Source organism: Pseudomonas sp. NPDC098747 (assembly GCF_044760045.1).
Lineage (GTDB): Bacteria > Pseudomonadota > Gammaproteobacteria > Pseudomonadales > Pseudomonadaceae > Aquipseudomonas.
In genome coordinates this window covers 1-12,988 of record NZ_JBIWAL010000039.1, presented here as the reverse complement: position 1 = coordinate 12,988, position 12,988 = coordinate 1, and the positions used below count along the sequence as shown (strand labels likewise).

Sequence of the window (12,988 nt, the reverse complement as noted above, 5' to 3'; positions counted from 1 at the left end):
TTTACTTAATCATGGATCCCTTCCCAACATCCGCCTGAGGCGCACTTGTCATCAAATCCACATAGCCGAAAGAATTCGATTTTTCTCCCGGGGCTACCCGAAACATGATTGCATCCATGATCCTGTGCGCACAACTTGGTTCTTGATTAGACCAAACTCCGCCTCCTACAAAGTAGGTGCCAGGTAATAAATTCATCTGAAAAGAAAATTTAACATTAAATTCGCTCCCGGCACGGACGGACTCAAAATAAGAACCGTCCTCGGGAAAACGCTGACCTGTCAAAACCGCGCCCGAAACGTTACGGATATGAATACCCCAGAACGTAGCGTCAAAGTCTTGGTCGAAGTGCCCTGCCATTTGAATCTGATAGGTCTTTCCGGACTGCAAAACATTCACCAGCCGGCCTTCAGCATCAAAAATGGTGAAGGATTTGATTTTGGCACCTTGCGTGGGATAGATCGCGGTAGTTTCAGGAACCAAGCCGGCATCAAATGCATCAGTCGCCTGTTCGCTGGAATTCACCGATCGCTCGACAACCGCTTTCTGAAGATCAATATCCTCCCCGGACTTATCAGCCGCCAAATAGGCCTCAACGAGTCTTTTGTACTCTGTCTCAGGGGCATAGATGAGCTTTTGATAGGCTCTCACTGCCTGTGGAGCGGCGCCGTACATCAAACGGACACCATGATCCAGCAACAAGGTTCTGTCGCAGTGTTCGATAATGCTTGGCCCAGAGTGCGACACGAACAAAATCGAGGTGCCGTTGTTTTTCAGCTCCTCCATTCTCGCAAAGCACTTGCGCTGAAATTTTTCGTCCCCTACGGCAAGCGCCTCGTCAACGATGAGGATATCGGGCTTGATCATCACTTGAACCGCAAATGCCAGTCGAACGACCATGCCGCTCGAATAGCTTTTTACTGGCTGCTCAATAAAGGTACCAATATCCGCAAAAGCCGCGATCTCATCGAATCGCTGATCGACCTCTTCCCTCGCCACCCCGAGAACGGCCGCATTCATGTAAACGTTGTCTCGGCCAGAGAACTCTGGATCGAACCCGGACCCCAGCTCAAGCAAAGCTGCAATACGCCCGTTAGTTTGCACGGTACCGGAAGAGGGATTCAACGTGCCACAGATCATCTGCAGCAGAGTGGATTTACCACTGCCGTTACAACCGATGATTCCGACCGTCTCCCCTTTCTTTACTTCGAAAGAAACGTCGCGCAGAGCCCAGAATTCACGGAAGAATTGACTACGCTTCAAATGCACAGCGCCTTGCAGGCGAGGCACGATAAATTGCTTGAGCCGGTCACGCGGCTGATCATAGATTTCGTAGCACTTGCTCAGGTTCTCAACCTTAATCGCGACTTCAGAGGACATCAGCAAATCCTTTACGTGTTTTCTGGAACCAGGCAAAACCCAACCATGCGATGCACGTCGTGGCAACCCAATAGATTCCCAATACTTCAAAATCCGGCAACTTGCCCCAGAACAGAACGTCACGAGTCATCTCGATAGCTGGAGTCAGCGGATTGAGATAAAGCAGGTGACGATACGACTCGGGAAGTGCCGTCGCAGGGTAAAAAATCGGACTCAAAAACATCAGGACGGTAGTCAAAATCCCTATGAATTGTGAAACATCACGTAGGTAGACTCCCAAGGAAGCGAGTGCCCAACTGACCCCCATAATGAACATGATGAAAGGAATGATGATCAGCGGAAGGTAAAAGGCTGTGGCGTGTGGCACGCCGAAGAAAATCCCATAGGCGATGAACCATACGCCCAGACTGATCGCAGCATGAAACAACGCTGAGCCCAGCACCACTACGGGTAGGATCTCTAGGGGGTAAACCACTTTTTTTACGAAATTGACCTTGCCGAGAATCAAGCCGGGCGCCCGGTTAATGCACTCGGAGAACAAGTTGAAAATGATCAGCCCTGCAAACAGAATCAGCGCGAACTCAGTCTTCGAATCGCTATCCACGCTCCATCGGGCACGCAGTACCGCGCTGAAGACGAAGGTATAAACCGCAAGCATCAACAACGGATTGAAGAACGACCAAAGCAACCCCATCGCCGAGCCGCGGTATCGCCCAAGCACCTCGCGGATCGTTGATGCTTTGATCAGGGCAGTATTGCGCCAGAGACTGGCGAACATTTCCAATGGATTGGCAGAAAATCGGCGCATCAAACAAAAGCCTCAACAAAAAAATACGTACCAGCGGCCATCATGGGCCGAAAGCGAAGGGGTCATATCCGATAATGAAAAGCGAAGCACTCTGGAAAAATATCGCATTTTTCTACAGAAGGCGCGAGACAAGCCTATGAGTTGTCTTACAAAGTCGGTGAGTTCCATTCAATAGAAGCGCAGCTCCTTAAAATTTGCGGAGCCCATTATCGCCGAAATCAGACCGGCCATGGGATTGGTGCGTGGGTAGCACGGGACACAAAAAAATAATGAGACGTGCAGCCAGATCTTCGAAAACCTGTGCGACCACGTCGAATGAGGAACAAGCTGTGCACCCCGGACCGCCATCTCGAATATAGAGGGAGCTAAAATCAACCGATGACTCGCCAGATATCCAATAGGCCCATGCTGCATTTTCGCAAGCTGGTCGGCTAGCTCAGCTCTCCGAGCAGACGTCTTCAAGCCAATATTCTGGCGGATGATAACATTCAAACTCACGCAGAATCACGAAATTTCCCACGCATCACGTCGACATCCAAAGCGAAAATGCGCTGAGCTACCGAGCGTTGGCGATGCTGCCAGAAATCCAAGCCCGACAGCCTAAAACTGTGGCGTGCCCCCTACTCCGCCGAGCCTTTGCAGCAGCAACAGCAAAAAAGCCGCCTGAACAGGCTATTGCCAATCAGCTGAGCCTTCTCGCTTGAAATCATCGAAGTACCCGATCATAAAGAAAAATGCCAGTCAGCTAGGCTGACTGGCATTTGCCTGAGCAGGCAGCTTTTTCCGGAGAGTCATAAGAAAAAAAACAGAAGTTACTCATAGCCCGCACAAGATGCCACTGCACGACTCTTCGCTGTGTAATAGGCATCATGGAGTTGCTTATGACGCCCGACTCTCACGCTCGGATCCGCAGGCGTCCTGAATAAGGAAGTAGTCTTCGGAACATAACAAAAATGGTTCTTATAGCCATAACGCAACCAAAGATTCCAATCTTCAAGATTACTCATATCGGTTTCGAAACCGCCTCGTTCCACAAACAGGTCACGCTTGAACAGTATAGACTGAATCGGTATGTAATTATGATCAAGCAGAGTCTCGTAATCGAACTCCTGCTTATAGGCAGCATTCGTTTCGTAACTCACCTCGACATACCGCCCACTAGCCTCGTCGATCACGGTACCTACCTCCATGGCCAGAGAGTAAGCGGCAACTGCTTGCTGGTCTTTCAAAAGAGCATCCAAAAGAACTTCGACGTGATCAGGAAAAAGCAGGTCATCGTCGTCCAGGAACATACAATATTTTCCCGAGGCCATTTCAAGACCATAATTTCCAGTTACAGAGCGCCCGACCTTTTCCAAACCAAAGAATCGCACACTTGCCCCCCATAACAATGAAGCCTCTTCCACCTGAGCTTGCATTGTCCGCCCGCCATCCTCGACAACAATCAGTTCAATATTCTGGTAAGTCTGATTGATGACCGACATTATTGATTGCCTGAGAAACTCTGCTCTCCCTCGATAGGTCCGAGTGACAATCGTAATCAGAGGTTGCTCAACGAGAGGGCCACCAACCTTCCAGAAAGCTCCATCTCTGATCATTTCATAGTCAAACCCTCTGAACGGATGTTTGACCGCTTTCTCAGGTCCTTTACCTCTGAGAAAATGGGGCGCTGTTTTCACTAGACGAAGAATATTCTTCGTTAAATGGAGGCGTGAGCCAGGGTACACCTGTGGTCGGAGCATCAACAAAATCTGAAGCGCGAGACCTCCGACTTTATCGAAAAAGCAACCATAACGAAATCTGATATTAGCGTTCGCCAGAGTGCTTCCGACATACTGAAGAGGCTTGACCTGGTTTTCGTGCTCATAGGTGTAGTGAAATACAACGGCGGAAGGACAGTATTTAAGCCGATAACCAAAAGACCTGAACCGGTAAGACAGCTCAACATCTTCACCATACATAAAAATCTGACTCTCATAACCGCCAACACGCAAATAAGCATCACGCCTGATAAGGATGCAAGCATGAGAAGACCAGTTAGTGTCCAGCGTGACAGGATCATAATATTTCGGGTGTTCAAAAGGAGCTTGCCTCATTTCCCATGAGGCGACGTCGTTTTGACCATGCGAAACAGCATGAGCAACTATCTGTTCAATTGCATCATCGGACAATTGGATATCTATATTACTAACCAGAAAATAATCCGCCCGGCCTTGGGCAATCGCACGATCATGCCCTGCACCAAACCCGACATTTTCTCCACGCAGTATATGAAACCCACCGACCTTGCCAACGAGTTCTCTTTGCCAGTGCTCAAGCTTTTCGACCGTATGGTCTACGGAGCCATTATCGACAAAAAAAAGATTCAGTTTCTCACACGGATAACTTTGCCGTTTTAACGACTCAAAAAAATCGTCAACCCACTTCGAACTGTTATAAGTGACGATCGATATATCAATGACCAGATGCTCGCCGAGCTTGACTTTAGAAAAGACATGGGAGAACCGTTTTTCCGTCAACGCCTGTAGGGCGACGAGGTTATTTTTGGAGTTAACGAGGACAAGAAGCCTGGTCCGAGCGATCCGAAAGAAAACCCTTACTCTTACCCGAATACTCGCCAAAAAAGGGAATCGTTGATACACAGGCCGGAGAACTGCCTTCGGGTTAGAAAACGACAGGCGCAACCCTGCCAGAAAACGTGTGAATAGCGACTTTTTCGAAGTCCTCATATCGAGCAATTTATCCTTTAAAAACGAGTCTTTCTCTGTCAACCAATCAGACTGCTCATCGCTTGAGCGCAAATTTCAAGGCATTGTTCCGATTGGTAACCTGCCGTTGACTTGAAGGTGCGCATTATTCAGCAAATCCAAATCTGCACACAATTGTTTATTTTTTTGATTCCAGCAAGAAAGTGTACGTCTGCTGTTGATACTCTTCAGATCGGATCGCAGGCGCTTCGTCTTCCCGCATCTCCATCTTCGCAAAGAGCCAAAGCGGCGCGTGAAATAGAGGAGGGCCGGCCGGAGAGACAGCGAAATCGGATGATCTGGGAAAATTAATTAATCCCCGGCCCTGATGCTTCCGGCACTCCGGCCTTGTATTTGATTGCGCCTAATATCAACGGAATGTAGGCAATGGCAAGCGCTAGCACCCCTGAGACCAAACCGATAGCGGTCATGACGGCGAGCGGAGTGAGCCAAAGCAGATTTATTGCCAGGACGGCATACACGACTGTCTTGTGGCTACCATGATGCCGAGAGGCATACTGATAAGCGTGGCTACGATGCGCTTCATAGATCCTGTCCCCCCGAGCAAGACGTCGCAAGAGAGTCCAAGTCGCGTCCACTATAAATACGCCCAATAGTATGAGCCAGCACCACAGCAAATCAGGCATCTTGCTACACGAAATAATTGCTAACAGTCCTACCATCAGGCCTAGAAAACCACTACCGGCATCCCCCATGAAGATTCGCGCAGGAGGAAAATTCCAGCATAGAAATCCAGCAACACAGGCTACCAGCAGAAAAGGAGTCCACATCAGAGCGTAATAACCGCTGACCCAATAAACCAGACATGCACAAAGGCAGACCGAGATAGCCTCAACACTTGCCAACCCGTCAATGCCATCCATAAAGTTGTAGAGGTTGAGCATCCAGACCAGGTAGACCGCAAGCAAGATTCCTGTAATCCAGTTCAAACCGATCAAATAACCAACCAGGGAAATCTGAGCTTCGCCACCCAGCCAGAACAATGCCCAGCCGGCCGCCGCAAAATGGCCGACGAGTCGCCAACGAGCGGCAATGTGCCCATGATCATCAGCAAAACCTAACATCGCAACCAGTCCACCTGCACCGCATAACCCGATCATGGTCGGAAAATCAACCAATTGCAGTTTGTACGATACAGGCAACGCAATCAGGAACGAGACGACGATGGCCACGCCGCCGCCTCGAGGAGTCGGAATGGAATGAGAACTTCGTGAATTAGGGATGTCGATCAGACTGTTGGCCAAAGCATACTGCCGGAGCGCGTAGGTCAGCATTAAAGAAGCGACGAACACCGTTAACAAAAATCCAGAAAATATCATTTTTTTTGAGCATCCAGATATTGAGCTACGGTTCGACGAATTGCGCGCTCAACACTCACGGGTGGAGACCATCCGAGAACAGTTCGGGTTCGCGAAATATCAACTTCGAGCGAATCAAACAAGCGCTGGGCAACTACCCGCCTCCCAATCAAAAACAACATACCTTTTAGAAGGCACGACGGAACTGGAACGAGATATGTGGCACGCCCGAGAGCTTCACTGATACTTGTAAGTAATCGTGTAGTCGAAAAACTGACGCCATCACTGACCAAAAACGTATTACCCGCCGCCGCAGGGTGATCTACGCACAGCACAACCAAATCGGCAAGATTACCAACGAAAACCAAGCTCCTCTGATTGGCGATGCCTCCAAAAGGAAGTGGAACTCCCTTGCTAAGCCAATTCATCATACTCAAAAAATTCGCTTTGACGCCGGGACCGTAAATCAGCGGTGGACGAATGATCACCACTTCCATACCAGTCTCTCGACTGATCTCCAGCAAAATCTGTTCGGCTTCATGCTTGGATTGAGCGTAAGGGTCCTGGGGAGCAGGAACGTCGTCATATCGGAAGGGAGCGGCTTCAGATGTGCGCTCACCATTCACCTTGATCGAGCTTATAAAAATGAAACGCCGGACACCGGCCTCTGCAGCTTTGCGCGCGAGAGCCGCTGTGCCATCGACGTTGATCTTCCGAAACTCCGCCAAAGCATCCTGCGCTACCTCATTCATCACATGAACGCGCGCAGCACAATGAACCACTACTGCAACGTCGTCCAGTGCGGGCAATTCTGAAGTATCACCGAGCGAAAAAGGTACGACCCGGCAAAGACCAGACAAACGCAAACTACCACGGACGGCGGCTACGGGCACATATTTACGGTCGAGCAACAAACGAAGCAATACCGCTTCACCCACAAAACCACTTCCGCCAGTCACCAAAACTTGCCGTTTATTCATTCAACTTTTTTCCCGATTATTGCTGTGGCCCAGCAAATAAGGAAAAAAAACACCTTGTCGCGTACACGCCGGCGGCAATTCCAAGCCTTTAATGAGAGAGCGATCAATTGTCGGCGCTCCAGTCGAAACCAAGGGCGAACGAATGGATCCTCGCGCTTGCCCACTAGAGCGGCAATCAGCTTTACTTGAGAAAACCACCAACCATCGTGAATGGCTTTATAGCGCATCAATAGCGAGTTGATCCCGACGTTGGCGCCGACCTGATTGCTCTCATGTTGACGATACTTCATAGAAGGCACGGGATCGGTGTACCACCGAAAACCATTACTCCTGGCGAACGCATAGCAATACCAGTCATGCAAACCAATATCCTGTACTTGATGCCAATTGGCACATACCGCAGCCTTGAATTCGACGGCAAGCTTATTACCTAAAACATAAGTACAGCCTGGCCCGGCGGCTTCGAACAGATAGTCCCAAGACGCCTGAGGTTGAGCCTTGTCGATCAAATGCGTTTTGCCGCTACTCCAAAAGGCAATGACGTTGCTGGAGTAGCCATCAAGCTTTTGCGTTCGAAGTATATGGATTGCCCGATACAGCTTATCTTTATCCCAGACGTCATCCTGATCAGCGAATGCGACAAAATCATAGCCGTCGAAGTTAACGTCTCGAATCAGTCGGAAAAAGTTGCGCGACGCGCCGCCGAAGTTGCCCGCTGGCGGCAAGACGACGACACCAGGGTTAACAGCAGCGAATTCGTAGCACCAGTTCTCGGTACCGTCCGATGAAGGATCGATACTGATGTATACCGTCACATCAACCGCAGTCTGCTCGAGAATCGAGGCAAGTTGCTCCTCGATCCAATGCATACCGTTAAAGGCAGCCAGCAAAACCGCAACCCTGGGAAGTCTTACTGGCATACCAATCCTGTTAAACCGGTTGGAACGTTGCCGTTCGAAAAGGAGAATACCCTCTCTTAATGAGAAGGCGCGTCCAGCAACTTTTGCAGGTATTGCCCGTATCCAGTCTTTTTGAGAGCTTCAGCTTGCGCACCCAACTGCTCGGCAGTGATCCAGCCGTTGTGAAATGCGATTTCTTCCAGGCACGCGACTTTCAGCCCCTGACGTTGCTCGATTGTATGCACGAAATGGCTGGCCTCCAGCAACGAATCGTGAGTCCCGGTATCCAGCCATGCAAATCCACGACCGAGCATCTCAACCTTCAGTGTTTTGCGCTCCAGATATGCTCGGTTCACATCAGTGATCTCTAGCTCTCCGCGCTCCGAAGGTTTGATGCTCTTGGCGATTTCCACCACATCGTTGTCATAGAAATACAATCCTGTGACCGCATAGTTGGACTTTGGCTTCAGCGGTTTTTCTTCGATGCTCAGAGCACGACCCGACTCGTCAAATTCAACAACCCCGAAACGCTCGGGATCGGAAACGTGGTACCCAAAGACAGTAGCACCCTGTTGTTGAACACTGGCCGAACGCAGATTGTCCGAGAAGTGCTGACCGTAAAAGATGTTATCGCCAAGTATCAAGCAGCAAGGATCATTGCCGATGAACTCTTCACCAATGATGAACGCTTGCGCCAAACCATCAGGGGTAGGCTGCTCGGCATAAGTAAGTTTAATTCCGTAGAGGCTACCGTCGCCCAGCAACTTGCGGAAACAAGGCAGATCTTCCGGGGTAGAAATGATGAGTATTTCACGCATACCTGCCAGCATCAGCACGGACAGCGGATAAAAAATCATCGGTTTGTCGTAGATCGGCAACATTTGCTTGGACACGCCAAGAGTCAACGGATGGAGACGCGTGCCCGAGCCGCCTGCGAGGATGATGCCTTTACGATTTGTCGTAGTCATTTGTTCAGAACTTCCCTAAGCATTCGGGTTACACCACTTTGCCAATCCGGCAAGTGTAGAGAAAAGTTGTCGCGCAGCTTCTGAGTATTCAATCTTGAATTCAGAGGACGACGTGCGGGTGTCGGGTAAGCAGGGGTATCGATCGGGTTGACGTTCTTGACGGCGAGTTGCTCGCCGTTGTGTTTTGCGAATGCGATCACATGGCTTGCGTAACCATGCCAGGACACCTCGCCGCTGGCTGCCAGATGGTACAAACCCGACAGCTCGGGACGCTGCATGACTTGGCGGATGGCCAGGGCCGTCACGTCGGCAATCAGGTCAGCCCCCGTCGGCGCGCCGATCTGATCAGCGATAACGTTCAGCGTGTCTCGATCCGTCGCCAGACGAAGCATGGTCTTGGCAAAGTTGTTGCCACGTGCGCCATACACCCAGCTCGTGCGAAAGATCAGGTGCTTGCAACCCGACGCACTGATGGCTTGCTCTCCCGCCAGCTTGCTCGAACCGTAGTGATTCACCGGCGCGACTGCGTCGGTTTCCTGCCACGGCGTCGAGCCTTGTCCACTGAAAACATAATCGGTGGAGTAATGAATCAGCCACCCCCCCAGACTCGCCACTTCCTCGGCCATGAGCTCGCTGGCTTGACTGTTCACACGGTGAGCAAGATCCGTCTCCGACTCAGCCTTGTCGACTGCCGTGTAGGCTGCTGCGTTGACAATGACATCAGGCTGGACTTTCCGGATAGTTGCGCGCAACTCATCCAGGTTGGCTAAATCACCGCACAAACCATCAACGGCATGGCGATCAAGCGCTATCAGCTCGCCAAGCGGAGCGAGGGAGCGCTGCAGCTCCCAACCTACCTGACCGTTTTTGCCCAGCAAAAGAATTTTCATGCCTTGTTCGAGCGATCTGCGTAGTTCTGATCAATCCACTGCTGATAGCTACCGCTTTTGACGTGCTCTACCCATTCAGTGTTGGTGAGGTACCACTCGACGGTTTTGCGAATACCAGTCTCAAAGGTTTCCTCCGGCGTCCAGCCCAGCTCACGCTGGATTTTGCTCGCGTCGATTGCATAGCGCTGGTCATGGCCCGGGCGATCCTGAACGTAGGAGATCAGGCTTGCGTGTGGACGATGTACAGACTCAGGGCGCAACTCATCAAGCAAAGCGCAAAGTGTGTGAACCACCTCGATATTCTGCTTTTCGTTATGACCACCAATGTTGTAAGTCTCACCAATCACGCCTTCAGTGACGACTTTGTATAACGCACGAGCGTGATCTTCGACATACAGCCAGTCACGAACCTGATTGCCTTTGCCATAGACCGGCAGCGGCTTGCCTTCCAGCGCATTGAGAATGATCAGCGGGATCAACTTCTCGGGGAAGTGACAAGGGCCATAGTTGTTCGAGCAGTTCGTCACCAGAGTTGGCAGACCGTAGGTACGAGCCCACGCGCGAACCAGATGATCGGAACTTGCCTTGCTGGCCGAGTATGGCGAGCTTGGCTGATAAGGAGTGGTTTCGGTGAATAGATCTTCCGGACCTTCAAGGTCGCCGTAAACTTCGTCAGTCGAAATATGGTGAAAGCGGAAAGCAGCTTTGCGGGTGTCATCCAGCACCGACCAGTACTGGCGGGCTGCTTCCAGCAGAGTGTAAGTACCGATGATATTGGTCTGGATAAACTCGGACGGACCAGTGATCGAGCGATCGACATGCGATTCTGCGGCCAGGTGCATGATTGCATCCGGTTGGTGCTCACGCAGGACACGGTCGATTTGGTCACGATCACAGATGTCAACGCGCTCAAATACGTAGCGCGAATCACCGCTGACCTCGGCTAGCGACTCAAGGTTACCAGCATACGTCAGCTTATCGACGTTGATGACTGCGTCGGAAGTATTGGAGATGATGTGACGGATCACTGCGGAACCGATAAACCCGGCGCCGCCGGTTACTAGAATTTTCACGCGAAAACATACCCTTGAGTTGCTGACAGGGCCGTCGAGCGAGCGCTGTCTAATCCATGAATGCAAAAGCCATCATTTCAGCCGTGGCTTCTGACGATGTCAGTCTGAACCGATATGGGAATCTGCCAGTATCGGATAAGCGCAGCATTTTACAGCTTAATGAACGTTTTACTAATGGATATAGACAAGCTGTGGCCAAAGTCTGGATCGCGGTTTGCTTTACGCCGATGTCAGTCCAGGCGCTTGCGGTTAGTTCTGGACGTACGCCCCAGAAACCAGCCAAGAACCGGTCCGATCAACATACCGATCAGCAACGCCAGCACGAGAACCACTGACACCGGAAGTTGCGGCCCCGCCCAGCCAAGAAACAGCAATGAAACTGATTGCTGGTTATCCAGAACGAAGGCGAGCACTGCCATTACCAGCACGAGAATAAGCACGGCCAACAGGATGCGTTTTAGATTACGCATGCGCAGTCCATTTGAGTACGGTAACAATCAAACCCCCTCCTCCTCTTCTTCGTTGACCCGATCTCGCAGTTCCTTTCCAGGCTTGAAATGCGGAACGAACTTGCCGTCCAGACTGACGGACTGACCGGTTTTCGGATTGCGACCTACGCGCGGCGCGCGGTAGTGCAGGGAGAAGCTGCCAAACCCGCGGATCTCGATGCGATCACCGGTAGCCAGGCATTGGGACATTTGTTCAAGCATGGTCTTGATGGCCAGCTCCACATCCTTGGATGAGAGCAGCCCTTGATGGGTGACAATTCGTTCGATCAACTCCGACTTCGTCATATTTTTCCCTTCTTTTTCAAGCAGCTAGATCAGCGCTTGAAAGGTTTTAGCACGCCCCGAAGATTTTGAACAGCCCATGGATTGACATATATTCCTCCGCATCGAAACGCCCATTTTCAGGGCATCAACACCAAACCGGATCAGCGCGAGATTAGCGACAGATCACCAACATGGTTCGAGTCACCATGCCCGCAGGGTTGAAGCCGAACGGGTATTCATCCTCATCTTTGGCATCGTCGGATCGTGTAATCACTTTGTAGCCTGCCCCCTTGCACTCCTTCGCTGCACGCTTTTGACACCTCTCCCAACCAGAACCCAATCCAGAACAATCGACCTCTATACCACTGACGCCACGCACAGCATGTGTCTTGGCACTCGTGGTACAGCCCGCCAACGCCAGCACTGCCATGAAGACAATAAACTTGTTCATCCATTTCCTTATGCCAGGCTGCAGCCCGACGACTACGCAGTTAAGACCAAGCTTAGTCGCGAATAGGCGATTGATCCGATTAAAGAAACAGACAGCCAGGAAATACAATTGGTTTCACCCACGGCGCCCGACACTCCCGCACGCGATCTCTTTTCATCAAATCGCAGGCACAAAAAAGGGCGACCGAAGTCGCCCTTTTTAATGGTTAGACAGAACTCAGTTCTGTTTAGCCATTGCTTGACGCAGCAGTGCCGCCATAGTGGTGTCAGCTGCTTCGCCTTCCGGAGCGGCTTTCAGGCTCTGGATAGCTTCTTTCTCTTCAGCGTCATCTTTCGACTTGATCGAGAGCTGGATTACGCGGCTCTTGCGATCAACGCTGATGATCTTGGCTTCTACTTCCTGGCCTTCTTTCAGAACGTTGCGCGCGTCTTCAACGCGGTCACGGCTGATTTCGGAGGCTTTCAGAGTCGCTTCGATATCGTCGGCCAGAACGATGATGGCGCCTTTGGCGTCAACTTCTTTCACGGTGCCAGTAACGATTGCGCCTTTATCGTTAACCGAGACGTACTCGGAGAACGGGTCGCTTTCCAGCTGCTTGATACCCAGGGAGATGCGCTCGCGCTCTGGGTCAACCGACAGGATAACGGTGTCCAGCTCGTCGCCCTTCTTGAAACGACGAACAGCTTCTTCGCCAACTTCGTT

At 51.0% G+C, this 12,988-nt stretch carries 13 protein-coding genes; all 13 read right to left on the bottom strand.

What is annotated here, in order from left to right; all coding sequences use genetic code 11:
* Nucleotide 1: 1 nt before the first annotated feature.
* Nucleotides 2-1,378 (bottom strand): ABC transporter ATP-binding protein, encoded by a 1,377-nt coding sequence (locus tag ACIQVE_RS20945; protein ID WP_402811599.1) that lies wholly within the window; start codon nucleotides 1,376-1,378, stop codon nucleotides 2-4.
* Nucleotides 1,368-2,186 carry an ABC transporter permease gene (locus tag ACIQVE_RS20940; RefSeq protein WP_402811597.1) on the bottom strand — a complete coding sequence of 273 codons (819 nt, stop codon included), beginning with the start codon at nucleotides 2,184-2,186 and terminating at the stop codon, nucleotides 1,368-1,370. The genes ACIQVE_RS20945 and ACIQVE_RS20940 overlap by 11 nt, the downstream gene beginning before the upstream one ends.
* A gap of 812 nt (nucleotides 2,187-2,998) precedes the next feature.
* Nucleotides 2,999-4,915: a glycosyltransferase family 2 protein gene (locus ACIQVE_RS20935; protein WP_402811594.1), complete on the bottom strand. Its 1,917-nt coding sequence runs from the start codon at nucleotides 4,913-4,915 to the stop codon at nucleotides 2,999-3,001.
* Between the two features lie 326 nt (nucleotides 4,916-5,241).
* A complete protein-coding gene (locus tag ACIQVE_RS20930; RefSeq protein ID WP_402811592.1) occupies nucleotides 5,242-6,273 on the bottom strand; it encodes a glycosyltransferase family 4 protein in 1,032 nt (343 codons plus the stop codon).
* On the bottom strand, nucleotides 6,270-7,232 hold the full coding sequence (locus ACIQVE_RS20925) for a UDP-glucose 4-epimerase family protein (RefSeq protein ID WP_402811590.1): 963 nt from the start codon (nucleotides 7,230-7,232) through the stop codon (nucleotides 6,270-6,272). The genes ACIQVE_RS20930 and ACIQVE_RS20925 overlap by 4 nt, the downstream gene beginning before the upstream one ends.
* Nucleotides 7,229-8,152 carry a glycosyltransferase gene (locus tag ACIQVE_RS20920; protein WP_402811588.1) on the bottom strand — a complete coding sequence of 308 codons (924 nt, stop codon included), beginning with the start codon at nucleotides 8,150-8,152 and terminating at the stop codon, nucleotides 7,229-7,231. Before ACIQVE_RS20920 ends, ACIQVE_RS20925 begins: the two co-directional genes overlap by 4 nt.
* A 56-nt stretch (nucleotides 8,153-8,208) precedes the next feature.
* Nucleotides 8,209-9,099 (bottom strand): glucose-1-phosphate thymidylyltransferase RfbA, encoded by an 891-nt coding sequence (gene rfbA / locus ACIQVE_RS20915; RefSeq protein ID WP_402811585.1) that lies wholly within the window; start codon nucleotides 9,097-9,099, stop codon nucleotides 8,209-8,211.
* Nucleotides 9,096-9,989 (bottom strand): dTDP-4-dehydrorhamnose reductase, encoded by an 894-nt coding sequence (rfbD, locus tag ACIQVE_RS20910; RefSeq protein ID WP_402811583.1) that lies wholly within the window; start codon nucleotides 9,987-9,989, stop codon nucleotides 9,096-9,098. The genes rfbA and rfbD overlap by 4 nt, the downstream gene beginning before the upstream one ends.
* Nucleotides 9,986-11,062, bottom strand: a complete 1,077-nt coding sequence (gene rfbB, locus ACIQVE_RS20905; protein ID WP_402811580.1) for a dTDP-glucose 4,6-dehydratase — start codon at nucleotides 11,060-11,062, stop codon at nucleotides 9,986-9,988. Before rfbB ends, rfbD begins: the two co-directional genes overlap by 4 nt.
* Nucleotides 11,063-11,292: 230 nt before the next feature.
* Nucleotides 11,293-11,532 (bottom strand): lipopolysaccharide assembly protein LapA domain-containing protein, encoded by a 240-nt coding sequence (locus ACIQVE_RS20900; protein ID WP_402811577.1) that lies wholly within the window; start codon nucleotides 11,530-11,532, stop codon nucleotides 11,293-11,295.
* A 27-nt stretch (nucleotides 11,533-11,559) separates the two neighbouring features.
* The gene (ihfB, locus tag ACIQVE_RS20895; protein WP_003189779.1) at nucleotides 11,560-11,856 is read right to left on the bottom strand and encodes an integration host factor subunit beta; all 297 of its coding nucleotides are present in this window, start codon (nucleotides 11,854-11,856) and stop codon (nucleotides 11,560-11,562) included.
* Between the two features lie 151 nt (nucleotides 11,857-12,007).
* Entirely contained in the window at nucleotides 12,008-12,286 is a 279-nt protein-coding gene (locus ACIQVE_RS20890) for a hypothetical protein (protein ID WP_402811573.1), read from the bottom strand.
* Between the two features lie 216 nt (nucleotides 12,287-12,502).
* The coding region (locus ACIQVE_RS20885) for a S1 RNA-binding domain-containing protein (protein ID WP_402811570.1) at nucleotides 12,503-12,988 on the bottom strand (486 nt) is incomplete at its 5' end.